The 15,257-nt window shown below is 73.2% G+C and carries 13 protein-coding genes, 1 other RNA gene and 2 pseudogenes; 8 read left to right on the top strand and 8 right to left on the bottom strand.

Annotation, left to right across the window (positions count from 1 at the left end):
* Window positions 1-5: 5 nt before the first annotated feature.
* On the bottom strand, window positions 6-593 hold the full coding sequence (locus tag Sfulv_RS07540; RefSeq protein ID WP_246353458.1) for a class I SAM-dependent methyltransferase: 588 nt from the start codon (window positions 591-593) through the stop codon (window positions 6-8).
* 382 nt (window positions 594-975) lie between these two features.
* Here Sfulv_RS07540 and Sfulv_RS07535 point away from each other — a divergent pair, with 382 nt between their 5' ends.
* Window positions 976-2,412 (top strand): MFS transporter, encoded by a 1,437-nt coding sequence (locus Sfulv_RS07535; RefSeq protein WP_173312971.1) that lies wholly within the window; start codon window positions 976-978, stop codon window positions 2,410-2,412.
* 7 nt (window positions 2,413-2,419) lie between these two features.
* On the opposite strand, the gene Sfulv_RS07530 is transcribed toward Sfulv_RS07535, so the two are convergent.
* Window positions 2,420-3,763, bottom strand: coding sequence for a hypothetical protein (locus Sfulv_RS07530; RefSeq protein ID WP_246353047.1), 1,344 nt, complete (start codon window positions 3,761-3,763; stop codon window positions 2,420-2,422).
* Between the two features lie 326 nt (window positions 3,764-4,089).
* On the opposite strand from Sfulv_RS07530, the gene Sfulv_RS07525 reads away from it, so the two are divergent.
* From Sfulv_RS07525 to Sfulv_RS07515, 3 genes are read left to right on the top strand one after another with little or no spacing between them, the layout of a single operon-like run.
* Complete coding sequence (locus Sfulv_RS07525; protein WP_173312970.1) at window positions 4,090-4,926, top strand: Nif3-like dinuclear metal center hexameric protein; 837 nt, start codon at window positions 4,090-4,092, stop codon at window positions 4,924-4,926.
* Window positions 4,923-5,666 (top strand): zinc ribbon domain-containing protein, encoded by a 744-nt coding sequence (locus Sfulv_RS07520; RefSeq protein WP_179764407.1) that lies wholly within the window; start codon window positions 4,923-4,925, stop codon window positions 5,664-5,666. Before Sfulv_RS07525 ends, Sfulv_RS07520 begins: the two co-directional genes overlap by 4 nt.
* Window positions 5,666-6,928: a bifunctional RNase H/acid phosphatase gene (locus tag Sfulv_RS07515; protein WP_173312968.1), complete on the top strand. Its 1,263-nt coding sequence runs from the start codon at window positions 5,666-5,668 to the stop codon at window positions 6,926-6,928. Before Sfulv_RS07520 ends, Sfulv_RS07515 begins: the two co-directional genes overlap by 1 nt.
* Before the next feature lie 15 nt (window positions 6,929-6,943).
* On the opposite strand, the gene eda is transcribed toward Sfulv_RS07515, so the two are convergent.
* The 4 genes and pseudogenes from eda to Sfulv_RS07495 all read right to left on the bottom strand — a co-directional run bounded on the left by eda (window position 6,944) and on the right by Sfulv_RS07495 (window position 10,303).
* A complete protein-coding gene (gene eda / locus Sfulv_RS07510; protein WP_173312967.1) occupies window positions 6,944-7,582 on the bottom strand; it encodes a bifunctional 4-hydroxy-2-oxoglutarate aldolase/2-dehydro-3-deoxy-phosphogluconate aldolase in 639 nt (212 codons plus the stop codon).
* 60 nt (window positions 7,583-7,642) lie between these two features.
* Complete coding sequence (gene yaaA / locus Sfulv_RS07505) at window positions 7,643-8,443, bottom strand: peroxide stress protein YaaA (protein WP_173312966.1); 801 nt, start codon at window positions 8,441-8,443, stop codon at window positions 7,643-7,645.
* A gap of 257 nt (window positions 8,444-8,700) precedes the next feature.
* Window positions 8,701-9,558, bottom strand: a complete 858-nt coding sequence (locus Sfulv_RS07500; protein ID WP_173312965.1) for a hypothetical protein — start codon at window positions 9,556-9,558, stop codon at window positions 8,701-8,703.
* Window positions 9,555-10,303, bottom strand: a pseudogene (locus Sfulv_RS07495) (MerR family transcriptional regulator). Before Sfulv_RS07495 ends, Sfulv_RS07500 begins: the two are co-directional and overlap by 4 nt.
* Before the next feature lie 218 nt (window positions 10,304-10,521).
* Between Sfulv_RS07495 and rnpB the strand changes: the two are divergent.
* An RNA gene (gene rnpB / locus Sfulv_RS07490) (RNase P RNA component class A) lies at window positions 10,522-10,923 on the top strand.
* Window positions 10,924-11,120: 197 nt separating this feature from the next.
* Window positions 11,121-11,609, top strand: a complete 489-nt coding sequence (locus Sfulv_RS07485) for a TrmO family methyltransferase domain-containing protein (RefSeq protein WP_173312964.1) — start codon at window positions 11,121-11,123, stop codon at window positions 11,607-11,609.
* A gap of 104 nt (window positions 11,610-11,713) precedes the next feature.
* Here Sfulv_RS07485 and Sfulv_RS07480 read toward each other — a convergent pair whose 3' ends face one another.
* Both Sfulv_RS07480 and Sfulv_RS07475 read right to left on the bottom strand, forming a co-directional pair.
* Window positions 11,714-12,268 carry a Fic/DOC family protein gene (locus Sfulv_RS07480; protein ID WP_218900734.1) on the bottom strand — a complete coding sequence of 185 codons (555 nt, stop codon included), beginning with the start codon at window positions 12,266-12,268 and terminating at the stop codon, window positions 11,714-11,716.
* A 14-nt stretch (window positions 12,269-12,282) separates the two neighbouring features.
* Entirely contained in the window at window positions 12,283-12,633 is a 351-nt protein-coding gene (locus Sfulv_RS07475; RefSeq protein WP_173312962.1) for an antitoxin VbhA family protein, read from the bottom strand.
* 472 nt (window positions 12,634-13,105) lie between these two features.
* Here Sfulv_RS07475 and Sfulv_RS07470 point away from each other — a divergent pair, with 472 nt between their 5' ends.
* The gene (locus tag Sfulv_RS07470) at window positions 13,106-14,182 is read left to right on the top strand and encodes a FecCD family ABC transporter permease (protein ID WP_256668822.1); all 1,077 of its coding nucleotides are present in this window, start codon (window positions 13,106-13,108) and stop codon (window positions 14,180-14,182) included.
* Window positions 14,179-15,251, top strand: a pseudogene (locus Sfulv_RS07465) (FecCD family ABC transporter permease). Before Sfulv_RS07470 ends, Sfulv_RS07465 begins: the two are co-directional and overlap by 4 nt.
* Window positions 15,252-15,257 lie beyond the last annotated feature (6 nt).

Below are 15,257 nucleotides of genomic sequence, written 5' to 3'. Positions count from 1 at the left end.
ACGGCTCAGATCCCCGTCCCCGTGCGCCGCAGGACACGCAGCGAGTCCGTCACGGAGATCTCGGTGAACGCGCCGGACGCCAGGGCCCGCTGGTGGACGCGGTACGGGGCCTGGCCGCCGTCCGCCGGGTCGGGGAACACGTCGTGGATCACCAGGAGCCCGCCGTCCGCGACGTGCGGAGCCCACCCCTCGTAGTCGCCGCTCGCGTGCTCGTCGGTGTGGCCGCCGTCGATGAAGACGAGGCCGAGCGCCCCGCCCCAGACGGCGGCGACCTGCGGCGACCTGCCGACCAGCGCCACCACGTGCTCCTCGAGACCGGCCTTGCTCAGGGTGCGGCGGAAGGTGGGGAGCGTGTCCATGAGGCCGACCTCGGGGTCCACGACGGTCGGGTCGTGGTACTCCCAGCCCGGCTGCTGCTCCTCGCTGCCCCGGTGGTGGTCGACGGTGAGCGCCGTGACCCCCGCCGACCGGGCGGCGTCCGCGAGCAGGAGGGTGGAGCGCCCGCAGTAGGTGCCCACCTCCAGCAGGGGCAGTCCGAGGGCGGCGGCGTCGGCGGCCGCCGCGTACAGGGCGAGTCCCTCGCGTACCGGCATGAAGCCCTTGGCCGCCTCGAACGCGGCGAGGACCTCCGGCCCGGGCCGGGCGGGCCGGGCGGACCGGGCGGATCGGGTGGCGGACTCGGCGGCGGGGTCGGCGGCCACGGCGTTCCTCCTGGCGTGATCAGGTGATCGAGAGCGCCCCATCGTGCCGTAGGCCCCCACCGGCCGGAACGGCGGGGGCCGCGCGGGTGTCCGGCACGGCGAGCGCGGCCGGCCCGTCCCGGTGTGTGATGAGCCCGTTGGCCTCCGGCGCACGGAACACGGACGCGGAGCGCGTCGGAACGACCGGCCCCCCTGGCCGTGCGGCGGAAGGAGACGGGCCCGGTCCGGTTTCGGTCCCGCAAACCGATGTACGGCCCACTCATCACCTGAGACCATGACGCCCATGGCCGACGTCTCCACACCCACGCACATACCCGTCCGCAGAACCTCCGGTACGTGGGCGGTGGTGCTCGCAGCCTGCACCGGCCAGTTCCTCGTCGTCCTCGACGTCTCCGTCGTCAACGTGGCGCTGCCGTCCATGCGCACCGACCTGGCGCTGAGCGCCTCCGCGCTCCAGTGGGTCGTCAACGCCTACGCGATCGCGTTCGCCGGTTTCATGCTACTGGGGGGACGGGCGGCGGACATATACGGCCGCAAGCGCATGTTCCTCATAGGGCTCGGGGTGTTCACGGTGGCCTCCCTGGCCGGTGGACTCGCCCAGGAGGGCTGGCAGTTGCTGGCGGCCCGCGCCGCCCAGGGCCTGGGCGCCGCCGTGCTGTCCCCGGCGACCCTCACCCTCCTCACGGCCGCCGTCCCCGAGGGCCCGGCGAGGACCAGGGCGATCGGCACCTGGATGGCGGTCGGCGCGGGGGGCGGCGCGGCGGGCGGTCTGATCGGCGGCGTGCTCACCGACGCCCTCTCCTGGCGCTGGGTCCTGCTCATCAACGTGCCCATCGGCGCCCTCGTCCTCGTCGGCGCCACCCTCCGGCTCGTGGAGGGCCGGGCGGGCGACCGCCGCCGCGTCGACCTGCCCGGCGCGCTCCTCGTCACGGCGGGCCTCGCCACGGTCGCGTACGGGATCGTCCAGACGGAGGCCGAGGGGTGGACGGCCGCCGCCACTCTCGTACCCCTGCTCGCCGGAGTGGCGCTGCTCGCCGTGTTCGTACTGGTCGAGGCGCGGACGGCGGCGCCGCTGATGCCCCTGCGGGTCCTCGGCGTGCGCGCGGTGTCGTCGGCGAACGTGGCGATGCTGCTGATGGGGTCCGCGACGTTCTCCATGTGGTACTTCGTCACCGTGTACGCGCAGAGCGTCCTCGGGTACAGCCCGCTCCAGGCCGGACTCGCCCTGATACCCACGTCCGCCGCCGTCGTCCTCGCCTCGAAGCTGGCCCCCCGGATCATGGTCCGCACGGGCGCGAAGTGCCTGGCGGTCATCGGCGTCCTGGTCACCGCGGCGGGATTCGGCTGGCAGTCCACCCTGGGCATCGACGGCTCGTACCTGACCACGATCTGCCTCCCCGGCATCCTGATGATGGGCGGAGCGGGCCTCGCCTCGACCCCGCTGGCCACCCTGGCCACCTCGGGCGCCGAACCGGAGGACGCCGGGCTCGTCTCGGGGCTGGTCAACACCTCACGCACGATGGGCGGTGCGCTGGGCCTCGCCGTCCTGTCCACCGTCGCCGCGTCCCGTACCGCCGGCTCCGGCGCGGCGGCCGACGTCACGGCGGGCTACGCCCTGGCGTTCCGGGTCGCGTGCGCAGTGCTGCTGGCGGGAGCGGTCATCATGCTGCTCTGGCTGCCGAGGCACCGGACGCGGGTCCCGCAGCACTGACGTACCGTCAGGGCCGGCCCCGATCCGCCGCCGGGTGTGCCACCGCCACCCCCGTCCCCGCCGGAGGGGCGGCGGTGGCGGCCGTGCGGCCCGGACCCGCCTGAGCAGGCATGACGCGCCCCAGCAGAGGTGCCAGCCCCAGAGGGACCGGCTTGCACACCCCGGGAAGCGCGTGAGCCGCGGAGGGTTCCGCTCCGCTTCCAGCCGGCTGACCGGGGGCGCCCCGGACGTCCTCGTCCCCGTCCGCCGGAGCGGTCAGCAGCGCGACGGCGCACGGGGCCGCGGCATTCGCGTACGGCAGGTGCAGTACGCCGTCCCGGCTCCAGAAACCGGCACCGGCCTGCCACCCCTCGGGCGCCGCGAGCTGGTGCAGCCGCCGGCCCGCCGGACGCCACACCCCCACCCAGCTGCCCGCTGCCCCGTCGATCCGCAACGCCACCGCACAGCTCTCCGGCATGAGCGTCTGCCCCGGCTGCACGGCGAACGGTGTCACCGCGACATCGGCCGGGCGCAGGCACTCCGGGAACCGCACCGGCAGGAGGCTGCCGAGCACCCCCCAGCCGAGCCGGTCGTGCCCCGGCGCGTCGGAGCGGATGAGCAGCAGCCCGCTGTCCGTGTCGGCCAGCAGCAGCCGGTCGTCGCTCTCCGGCGCGATCTGGAGCAGCGGGGTCACCTCGCCGCCCCGTTCGAGGTCGACGGCGACCGCCTTCACCGGTCCGCCCCCCGGCAGCTGCCGGTCCAGCGCCAGCAGCCGGCCGGCCCGGTCGAGCCACACCCCGCCGGAGCAGTGGCCCGGCAGCTCGGCGACGCGTTCGGGGCCGGACGTGCCACCCGCCACCAGCCAGACGGCGGTGGAGCGCTCACCGGCGGCCAGGGCGAAGACCCGGGAGCCGTCCGGGGAGGGCGGGAGCAGCGTCAGAGCCGGGCATTCGAGCGCGCCCAGCGGCAGTTCGCCCGTGCCGGGACCGGTCGGGTAGAGCAGCGAGAAGGCGTGGCGGCCGGCGACCAGCCGCCGGATGAGGACCCGGCCGTCGCGGAGCGGCACCACATCGCAGTCCGGTTCCTCGGGCTGGTTCAGGGGGAGCGGTACGGCGTACGGCTCGGGCCCGTCCAGCGTCCAGCGCTCCGGGTACCAGGCCCGCTGCCCCTCCCCGGGTCCTCCCGGGGCGGCCGTGAGCCGGGCCGCGTACGCGCCGTCCGCGGTGATCGTGAACGGCGGCGGCACCCGGAGGCCGCCCCCGGACGGTTCGTCACCCGCGACGACGGCTTCCGGCTCCCCGGGTTCCTCGGGCACGGGCTCCACCGTGCCGGTGGTCCCGGCGGTCTGCCCCTCGATGGCACACGCAGTCATGAACTCATCACCTCCGGCCACCGAAGCTAGTTTTCGCACTTCCTGCCGAACAACACCAGACCTCGCGCTTCACACATAAGGGTGGTCGTGTCCGTAATCACCAGAAGGTGTGGGGCCTGCTGTGCTGGGGGTGGTGGGCGTGGTGGGCGTCTCCGAGGTGAGGCGGGCGAGGAGTTCGCGGACGCGGCGAAGAGGACGGCGCGGTCCGGCACCGGCGCTAGGCGGGGACCCCGTGCAGTAACGATTCGTGACCGGTTGTCGGCCCGCCCGCACCGGTCCCGGCGGCCATGGGCGGCGGGGCACGGACGGAAGGTAGCCTTTCCCCCGTGCCCCGTCTGTCTGAAGTCATCGCCGAGCTCGACGCCCTCTGGCCCCCCGAGCGGGCCGAAGGATGGGACGCGGTCGGCACCGTCTGCGGTGACCCGGACGCCCAGGTCGACCGGGTGCTGTTCGCGGTGGACCCCGTCCAGGCCGTCGCCGACGAGGCCCTCACCCTCGGCGCCCAGCTGATCGTCACCCACCACCCGCTCTACCTGCGCGGTACGACCACGGTCGCGGCCACCACCTTCAAGGGCCGGGTCGTGCACGGTCTCATCCGGCACGGCGTCGCCCTGCACGTCGCGCACACCAACGCCGACACCGCCGACCCCGGCGTCTCGGACGCCCTCGCGGGCGCCCTCGGCCTGCGCGTCACCGGACCGCTCGTACCGGACCCGGCCGACCCCAGGGGACACCGCGGCCTCGGCCGGATCTGCGAACTGGACCACCCCGAGACCCTGGGCGAGTTCGCCGCCAGGGCCGCCGCCCGGCTCCCCGCCACCGCGCAGGGCATCCGGCTCGCGGGCGACCCGGACGCGCTCGTGCGTACCGTCGCCGTGAGCGGCGGCTCCGGCGACAGCCTCTTCGACGCCGTGCGCGCCGCGGGCGCCGACGCCTACCTCACCGCGGACCTGCGCCACCACCCGGCCTCCGAGGCCGTCCAGCACTCGCCGCTCGGTCTGGTCGACGCCGCGCACTGGGCCACCGAATGGCCCTGGTGCGAGCAGGCCGCCGCACAGCTCGACGCGATTTCCGACCGCCACGGATGGGACCTGCGGGTCCACGTCTCGACCCAGGTCACCGACCCCTGGACCACCCACCACTCTTCTGGAGCCCCCAACTGAACGCCGCGCACGCCGACCAGATCCGACTCCTCGAAGTCCAGGCCCTCGACGTACGTCTGTCGCAGGCGTCCCACAAGGCCAGGTCGCTGCCCGAGCACGCCGAGATCGACGCGCTCAACAACGACCTCGCCCAGCTGCGTGACCTGCTCGTCGCCTCCCAGACCGAGGAGAGCGACACCACCCGCGAGCAGGCCAAGGCTGAGCAGGACGTCGACCAGGTGCGCCAGCGCGCCGTCCGCGACCAGCAGCGGCTCGACTCCGGCACGGTCTCCTCGCCCAAGGACCTGGAGAGCCTCCAGCGCGAGATCGTCTCGCTGGCCAAGCGCCAGGGCGACCTCGAGGACGTCGTCCTGGAGATCATGGAGCGCCGCGAAGGCGCCCAGGAGCGGGTCACCGAGCTGACCGCGCGGGTCTCCGCGGTCCAGGCCAAGCTCGACGACGCCCTCGCCCGCCGCGACGCGGCGATCAGTGAGCTGGACGCCGAGGCGGCGACCCTCACCAAGGACCGCGAGGTCGTCGCGGCCGCCGTGCCCGCCGACCTCCTCAAGCTCTACGACAAGCTGCGTGCCCAGCAGGGCGGAGTCGGCGCGGCCCGCCTCTACCAGCGACGCTGCGAGGGCTGCCGGCTGGAGCTGAACATCACCGAGGTCAACGACGTGAAGGCGGCGTCCCCGGACACCGTGCTGCGCTGCGAGAACTGTCACCGCATCCTGATCCGCACCTCGGAGTCGGGCCTGTAATGACGGCTTCCCACCAGCTGGTCGTCGAGGCCGACGGCGGCTCCCGGGGCAACCCGGGGCCCGCCGGTTACGGCGCCGTCGTCATCGATCCGGAGACGGGCGAACCGCTCGCCGAGACCGCCGAGTACATCGGCGTCGCGACGAACAACGTGGCCGAGTACAAGGGCCTCATCGCCGGTCTCAAGGCCGCGAAGGCGCTGTTCCCCGCGGACGACGCCCTGCGGGTGCACGTCCGGATGGACTCCAAGCTGGTGGTCGAGCAGATGTCGGGCCGCTGGAAGATCAAGCACCCCGGCATGAAGCCCCTGGCGGCCGAGGCCGCCCGGGTCCTTCCCCCGGACGCCGTCACCTACGAGTGGATTCCGCGCGCCGAGAACAAGCACGCGGACCGGCTCGCCAACGAGGCGATGGACGCGGGCAAGCGCGGCGAGCGGTGGGAGCCGTCGTCCTCGACGGCGGCCCTCGACGCCGCGCCCTCCGCCTTCCCGCAGGCACTCCCGCCCGTCACGGGCCCGCCGGGCGACGCCGTGGCCGGTGCGGCGAAGGCCCGCGCGGCCATGGCCTCCCGTACGACGGCGGCGCGGACCGCCCCCGCCACCACCCCGCAGACCGGCTGGGGGGTGGCACCCGACCTGGGCCCGCCCGCCACCTTCGTGCTGCTGCGGCACGGCGAGACCGTCCTCACCCCCGAGAAGCGTTTCTCCGGCAGCGGCGGCACCGACCCGAAACTCTCGGCCGTGGGCCGGGGCCAGGCCGACGACGCCGCACGGGCCTTCGCCGACCGGGGGACCATCCAGGAGATCGTCAGCTCACCCCTGCGCCGCTGCCGTGAGACGGCCGCCGCCGTGGCCGGGCGCCTGGGCCTGGACGTGAGTGTCGACCACGGCCTGCGCGAGACGGACTTCGGCGTCTGGGAGGGGCTGACGTTCGGCGAGGTGCGCGAGCGGTACGGCTCCGACCTGAGCGCCTGGCTGGCGTCACCGGACGTGGCCCCCACGGGTGGCGGCGAGAGCTTCGCCGAGGTCGCCGACCGCGTCTCGGCCGCCCGGGACCGCCTCATCGCCCGCCACCAGGGCCGTACCGTGCTCGTGGTCACCCACGTCACCCCGATCAAGACCCTGGTCAGGCTGGCGCTGGGCGCCCCGCCGCAGTCCATGTTCCGGATGGAACTCTCGGCGGCGTCCGTCTCGACCGTGGCCTACTACGCCGACGGCAACGCTTCCGTACGGCTGCTGAACGACACCTCGCACCTGCAGCGGTAGGCGGCAGGACCGGTCTCAGCCGCGCAGCGCGGACGCCTCGCGCGCCAGGCGCTCCACCCGGGCCCAGTCCCTCGCCGCCACGGCGTCGCCCGGCACCATCCAGCTGCCGCCCACGCAGCCCACGTTCGGCAGAGCGAGGTACGACGGCGCCGAAGCGACCGAGATACCGCCCGTGGGGCAGAACCTGGCCTGGGGGAGCGGTGCGGAGAGCGCTTGGAGATAGGCGGTGCCGCCCGCCGCCTCGGCCGGGAAGAACTTCATCTCCGTGACCCCGCGCTCCAGCAGCGCGACCACCTCGGAGGCCGTGGAGACGCCCGGCAGGAACGGCACCTCCGACGCCTTCATCGCGTCGAGCAGGGTGTCCGTCCAGCCGGGGCTCACCAGGAAACGGGCCCCGGCGGCCACGGTGTCGGCGACGTTCCGTGCGGAGATCACCGTCCCCGCGCCCACCACCGCGTCCGGGACCTCGGCGGCGATCGCCCCGATGGCGTCGAGGGCGGCGGCCGTCCGCAGCGTCACCTCGATCGCCGGGAGCCCGCCGGCCACCAGGGCCCTGGCCAGCGGCACCGCGTCGGCGGCGTCCGCCAGGACGACGACGGGGACGACGGGTGCGAGGTCCAGGACGGAGGGCACGGCGGAAGCAGGTGAGGTCATGGCCTCATCCTGCCCCGCCGACACACTCCACGCAACGAGCGTTGCGTATTGTGCAACGCGCTAGTGGATCTCCGTCACCACCACATCGAGCGCCCACGCCAGCCCGGCCCGCTCCGGGGCCTGTGCCTCCACCACGAAACCGAGCTGCCGCAGTACGTCCACCAGCTCTGCGGGGTCCTTGGGCCGGGCCCCGGCCGTGAGCAGCTCGCGCACCATCCGGCCCTTGGTCGCCTTGTTGAAGTGGCTGACCACGGACCGCTTCTCGACCCCGTCGACCATCTGCGACTGAAGCACCCGCACGCTCGCAGTCCGCCCGGCGACCGCGCCCTTCGGCTTCCACGCGGCGGTATAGGCGGAGGACCGCAGATCCAGCACGACTCCGCCCCCTGCGGCTTCCGGCATGACCTCCGCCATGGGAGCACGCCAGTACGCACCGAGCCCGCCGAGACCCGGCAGCCTCACACCCATCGAGCAGCGGTACGAAGGAATCCGGTCGCCGATCCGCACCGCGCCCCAGAGCCCGGAGAAGACCAGCAGCGACGTGCCGGCCTGCCTGCGCGCGGCCGTGTCCAGGGAGGCCAGGCCGAGCGCGTCGTAGAGCACCCCGGTGTAGATCTCCCCGGCCGGACGCGTCCCGGCCGTGCGCAGCCCGGCGTTCTTGGCGATCTCGCCGCGCAGCCCCTCACTCAGCCCGAGCACGTGCTGGGCCTTCTCCTCGTCCGCGAGACACAACTCGACGAGCTCGTCCAGGACCGCCTCGCGCGCGGCGGCCAGACCCGGCAGGGAAAGGCCCTCCGCCTTCAGGGGAGCACCACGCCCCGAGGCGGCCTTTCCTTCGGAGGGCGGCAGCAGCACGAGCACGGTGACTCCTTCATACGCAGGTGGGGGCCCTGCAAGGGTACGGGCCCCGGAGGTCGCCCGGCCGTCCCGCTGACCGGGCCCTCCTGCCCGGCCCCACCCGCGTATCACGCTCGTCCCCACCCCCGAAGGCACGGGCCGCACCGACCCGCCGGCCGGTCCCGGCGTGCTGGACCGCGCGCACAGCGAGAACCCGCGATCGTCGCCCCAAGTCGAGGTGGCCACCGCCGGGCCGCCGGGGAAGCGGCTGCGGGTGCGGTTCATGCGGGCGGAGCCGGGTTGGGCGAAGGTGCCGTTCGCGCCCGCGTGAGGGCGGCGACCGCGGCTCGCGGGTCGTCGGCGTGGAAGCGGACCGTACGGGCCAGGCCGGGCTTCCCCAGCGGACGGACGAACCCGAGCGGCGCGGTCAGCTCCACGGTCACGGTCGTCTGGCTGCCCACCGCGAGGTCGAGCACCCCGTCCGGGCTCAGCCGGATCAGCCCGCCCTCCGGGAAGCGCCGGTCGACCCGGGCGGAGGCCACCGCCGTGGCGGGGACGGCGAGATCGAAGAGGCCGCCGTAGCGGACGCGGAGTGAGCCGTCCGCACCGATCACGTGCGGCCTGGTCACACAGGCCGCGTGCAGGGCGAGGACAAGGATCACGCCGTACACGTCGACGACGAGCAGCACCGCGTGGACGACAGGCCAGGGGATCACCACGGCGAGTGCCACCGTCTCGATGACGGACACGAGGACCAGGCCGTACATCAGCGCGGTCTGCGGCTCCGTGTACGGGACGGCCAGAGCCCCGTCCGGTACGGCATGGCGGCGGCGCAGGACCCACAGGGCGAGGCTGTACAAGGCCCGGGTCTCATGCACGAGGAGCCTCCGGACCGGTACGGGCACCAAGGCGCGCACCCCGGCCCTCAGCGCCTCGCGGCGGCCCAGCCCTGTCCGGCGGCCGGCCGCGTAGAGCCGCCGGAGCGCCCAGCCCTCCAGGGCGAGGGCGGCGAGCACCAGCAGCTCGGCCCCGAGCAGGACCGCGGCCGGTATCCGTACCCCGGCCACCAGGCACACGACGAGGACCAGTTCCACGGGCAGCACCACCCACGCCGCCAAGCGCGCGACCCGCACACTCATCGCCTCCTCCTGTTCACCCCGCCGGTCACGCCGGTCATGCCGGTCATCACCAGGCGTACGACTTCGGCCTGCGCGGGCGGGTAGTCGGCAAGCAGTGCCTCCCCGAAGCCCGTCACGACAGGGCCGCTGTCCGGGATCGCCTCCAGCACGGCGCCGGGCACCGCGGCGACCAGATCGGCGGCGAGCGGAGCGATCCGGGGATCGTCCGCCGGGGCGGAGGCCAGCGCGTCCAGCCGTTCGTACAGTGCGAGTACGGCAGGATCGTCGGCCAGCGCCTGCAGCGCCGCGAATCCCTCGCTGCCCATCGCGGTGGTGCCGAGCAGCGCCAGATGCTCACGGTCCTTGGCGGCGGCCGGTGAGTGCGGGGCGGACGAGGTCCCGAGCAGGGCCGCGAGCCCGGGTGAGACGGGCTCCCCGGCACCGACCGGCCGCTCCAGCAACTCGGCCAGCCGTCCGCGCCGGTCCCGGATCTCCTGCTCCTGCCGGGCCAGATCGGCGTCCAGCTCCCCAGCACCTCGGCCAGGTCGCGCCCCGCCTCATCGGCGAGGACATCACGCACCTCGTCGAGGCCGAGTCCCAGCTCGGTGAGGTGCCGGACGCGCGCCAGGAGCACGGCATCGCGCACGCTGTAACTCCGGTAGCCGTTTCCCCGCCGTCCGGGCTCGGGCAGCAGGCCGATGTGGTGGTAGTGCCGGACGGCCCGGGAGGTGACTCCGACGAGCGCGGCGATCTCTCCGATGCGCATGTGCCCAGTAGAAACCCTGCCGCTGCGTCAAGGTCAAGCGCGAGGGGTACGTCCGTTCCCTCATCCCACGGCCAAGGGGACAACTCCCTCCATCTGCTCGTCGACGGCCCGAAGTCCTCGCTGACGCTCGCCTTTCGACCTGGAGTCCGGGGCGCGTTCCTCCGAACGCCCCGTCCGCCGGCTCCGGGGCCGGCGGGTAGCATGGGCGGCACGGCAGACGAGCCGGGCGGACGGCCGCGTGAGGATCTTCGGATCCTCCCGAGGAACGTCCGGGCTCCACAGGGCAGGGTGGTGGCTAACGGCCACCCGAGGTGACTCGCGGGACAGTGCCACAGAAAACAGACCGCCCGGGACCTCGGTCCCGGGTAAGGGTGAAACGGTGGTGTAAGAGACCACCAGCGCCTGAGGTGACTCAGGCGGCTAGGTAAACCCCACCCGGAGCAAGGTCAAGAGGGGTCGTCGCAAGACGGCTCTGCGTGAACGTTCGAGGGCTGTCCGCCCGAGTTCACGGGTAGACCGCACGAGACCGGCAGCAATGCCGGTCCTAGATGGATGGCCGTCTCCCCGGCCGCCGCGAGGCGACCGGGCGACAGAACCCGGCGTACAGCCCGACTCGTCTGCCGCCTAGGACCTCTGACCAGTGAAAACACAGGTCAGAGGTCCTTTTGCGCATCCGATGGCTTGGCCTGACCCCGCTCCGCACCGGTTGGACGGGATGTCACGGTCACGAGGGTAGTTACGCCTCCCGGGTGCCGGATGCAGTACGTACAGTCCAGCGGGCAGCCGATCGCTACAGCCCGAACCCGGAAGGAACCCGATGGCAGAGAAGTTCGAGGTAGAGGCCCTGGGCTACGTCGTCGGAGGCCGCATCGAGCCGACCGACGACAACTGGGGCGGCACCCGCGCGGTCATCCGCCTCGACAGCCGCTTCCCCCTGGAGTCCACCCAGGGCCTGGAGGAGTTCTCCCACCTCGACGTGGTCTTCCGCTTCCATCTCACCGACCCCGCCGACCTGCCTCTCCAAGCGCGTCGCCCGCGCGACAACCCCGAGTGGCCCGAAGTCGGGTTCGTCGGCCACCGCAACATGCGACGCGTCAACTGGCTCGGGGTGTCCCGCTGCCGCCTGATCAAGGTGGACGGTCTGGACCTGCACGTCGAAGACCTCGACGCGGTCGACGGATCCCCGGTCCTCGAAGTGAAGCCCTGGTTCAAGGAGATGGGTCCCAGGGGTGACGTCCACCAGCCTCAGTGGGTCACCGACATGCTCGGTGGCTACTACGCCCCCGCCGGCGACCCACGCGACTGACCACCGGCACCGCACGGCCCCGGGCGCACATGCGCCCGGATCTGCCGCACGTTGACACCATCGACCCGATGGCGTCCGCCGGCTCCGGTCGGGAGACAGAGGCGTCAACCGGCGGTGGTGATGAGCTCGTCGAGCATCTGCTCCAACAGGTTGTTGTCACCGAGGAAACTCTTCACCGAGGCGTCCTCGTTGCGCTGAGGGTCCAGGGTCGACCAGTTCAGGTCGTAGCCCGCGTCGGTGCTGAGCTGGGACAGGAAGGCCCGCTGAGTGCGGCCGTTGCCCTCGCGGAACGGATGGAGGACGTTCATGTCGCCGTACAGCGCGGCGAGTTGGATGACGAATTCCTGCCGGTGGAGAACCCGCAGATGGCCGGAGGAGGTGAGACGGCCGAAGACCTCTCCGGCGTAGGACACCAGGTTTCTCGCCGGACAGAACGGCGTGCGCTTGGCGATGTTCACCGTGCGTAACTCGCCTGCCCACGGATAGATGTCACCGAAGATCGCGGCATGGAACGCCTGGAGATGGCCGAGGTCGTACGCGCCGGGCAGGGGACGCTCGACGAGCATGACGAGGCGCGCCCGAGTGATGTCCGCCTCCGCTGCCGCGAGCATCTGATGGTCGGTGATGCCGAGTTTGTTGCGCAGGACGCCGTTAGGCATGGCGTACGGATCGTTCACCCTGCCCGCCGCTCCGAAGTCTGTCGGTGGCGGGCGATCGCGCGGGCGACAAGGGTGTCCGTGTCGAGGTCGCCCTTCACGTACGCCTCGGTGTCGCGGTCGGATTCCTCGGAGGCGTGGAGCCCCTCGGCCTCGATGGAACCGGTGGCCGAGGCGACGGCCGCACGCCGTGCGGCTCGGCCGCTCAGGGCCTCGAATGCCTCGACCGACAGCAGGACGCCCTGGGGCTTGCGGTGGGCGCCGATCAGGACCGGGTCGGCATCCGCGCCGGACTTCGACAGGTCGAGCAGGATCCGCGACAGTCTGGAGCGCGCGTCGCTGACGGTCACGACCTCGGGAATCTTCATGCTGTCACCGTACTCCTAGAGAGTCTTGATTCTGTACAGATTCTAGTACGGATGCCACCGAGCACACATGTTTGCGTACCTTCGGCCGGCTTCTCGCGTCCAAGGCGTAACCCCGCCATGGAGCCTCCATGGCCGGGACCGGTCTGACCGGTGCACGGGCCACCAGACCTGGCCTAGGCGGCGGGCTGCCGAAGCGGGTGAACGTCTCAGACCTGGCTCCCCGCCGGTGCGGGCGGCGCCCGGGTGTAGTCCTCGCCGGTCTCCACGACAAGGCCGGCTCCGTACGGCGGTGGCTGCGGGCGCCGTTCGGCGAGGGGTTCTCCGTGCCTGGTGGGGGCGCACAGGAGGGGCGTGGGGCCGGCGCTGTTAGGGTTCCCTTACTTATGCTCCGGTGTGCGCCATGTCCCGGGGGCGACGAGCGAGGATGGGGAACAGTGCACGACCGCATGCCTGCCGCCCGGGTGACCGGGCTGTGAGCGGCCCTGCCGTCCGGGGCGCAGAGGCGCCGAAGTCCGCCGCCGCGGGAACGCCGCGGCCGCGCGGCGGGCGCAGCCGTCCCGTCCTCGTCTCGGGTCTCCTCGCCGCCGTGGCCTTGCTCCTGCTGGCCGTGACGGCGAGCCTCGCCGTCGGCTCCGGGGACATCGCCTTCCACGACGTGGTGCGCGGCGTCCTCGATCCGGATCCCGGTGTCAAGGGCCAGCTCATCGTCCAGGAGGTCCGCGTCCCCCGTACCGTGGCCGGGCTGCTGGCCGGTGTGGCGCTGGGACTCGCCGGCACGGTGATGCAGGGGGTGGCGCGCAACCCGCTCGCCGACCCCCAGCTCCTCGGCGTCAACGCGGGCGCGTCGGTGGCCGTGGTCTGCTCGATCAGCGTCTTCGGACTCACGGTCGCCACGCAGTACATCTGGTTCGGTTTCCTCGGCGCGCTGCTCGCCGCCCTGCTGGTGTACGGGGTGGGCTCGCTCGGCCGCGAGGGCGCGACCCCGGTGAAGCTCGCGCTGGCGGGCGCGGCGACCAGCGCCGTACTCACCTCCGCGACCAGCGCCGTCCTGCTCCAGGACCGGGAGACCTACGACCGGTTCCGGTTCTGGCAGCTCGGCGCGCTGAACGCCCGGGACACCGAAGTGCTCTGGCAGGCCGCCCCGTTCGTCGCGGCGGGCGTCCTCCTCGCCCTCCTCATCGGCCCGCAGCTCAACGCGCTCTCCCTCGGCGACGACCTGGCGCGCGGCCTCGGCCAGCGGGTGGGAATCGCCCGGCTGGTGGCCGCCCTCGCCGTGGTCCTGCTCTGCGGCGCCGCGACCGTCGTCGCCGGGCCGATCGGGTTCGTCGGACTGGTCGTACCGCACGCCGCCCGGCTCATCACCGGCCCCGACTACCGGTGGGTCCTCCCGTACAGCATGGTGCTCGCCCCGGTCCTCCTCCTGGTCGCCGACATCGTCGGCCGGGTCGTCGCGCCCCCCGGCGAGGTGCAGGTGGGGGTCGTGACCGCCGCGATCGGCTGCGTCCCCTTCATCTGGCTCGTCCGGCGCAGAAAGCTGGTGGAACTGTGACCGGGAGCGCGCTCGCCGGGGCGACCGGCGCCCGCCTGGCCGACGCCGTCCGCACGGTCCAGCGGGTACGCGGACGGGGGCGTCGCCGTTCGGTACTGGTGGCCTGCGCCCTGGCGGTCTGCGTGGCCGCCGTGTTCGCCCTCTCGCTCAGCGTCGGCGACATGGTGATGCCGCTGAGCACGGTCGTGGAGACCCTGTCCGGTGGCGGCGACGGCGGCTCGCGCTTCGTCGTGCTGGAACTGCGGCTGCCCCGCGCCCTGCTCGCGATCCTCGTCGGGGCCGGTTTCGGGCTGTCCGGCGCCGTCTTCCAGTCCTTGCTGCGCAACCCGCTGGCCAGCCCCGACGTCATCGGCATCAGCGCCGGGGCGAGCGCCGTGGCCGTCACCGCCGCACTGCTCTTCCAGGTCAGCGGCCTCGCGCTCTCCGCGAGCGCCCTGGCCGGTTCGATCGGTGCCGGCGCGGCCATCTACCTCCTCGCCCGGCGCCAGGGCGTCGCGGGCCAGCGGCTCGTCCTGATCGGTGTGGGCCTGGGCACCGGGCTTACCAGTGTGGTCTGGTACGTGATGGCCCGCTCCGGCGCCGCCGACGCCCAGCAAGCCTTCCTGTGGCTGACGGGCAGCCTCAACGGCCGTTCCTGGAAACAGGTGTGGCCCCTGCTGGCCGCCCTCGCCGTCCTCGTGCCCCTGACCGTCCTGGCCGCCCGCGCGCTGGGCCCCCTTCAGCTGGGGACGACGCGGCAGCCGGTCTCGGGACCCGCGTCGAGCCCAGCCGGCTGGCCCTGCTCGGCTGCGCGACGGCCCTGGCGGGGGTCGCCACGGCGGCGGCCGGACCCGTCGGCTTCGTCGCCTTCGTGTCCGCGCCGATCGCCCGCCGCCTGGTGCCCGGCCGGGGCGCCGCACTCGGGCACGCGGCGCTGACCGGGGCGTTGCTGGTGCTGGTCGCCGACTTCGCCGCGCAGCACGCGCTGCCGTCGGTCCAGCTGCCGGTGGGCGTGGTGACGAGCCTCATCGGGGCCCCGTATCTGCTGCTGCTCCTGGCCCGCGCCAACCGCTTGGGCGGCGGGGGCTGACGTGCC

The organism is Streptomyces fulvorobeus (genome assembly GCF_013167895.1).
In the GTDB taxonomy this organism is placed as follows: Bacteria; Actinomycetota; Actinomycetes; order Streptomycetales; family Streptomycetaceae; genus Streptomyces; species Streptomyces fulvorobeus.
This window is presented reverse-complemented; position numbering and strand designations above follow the sequence as displayed.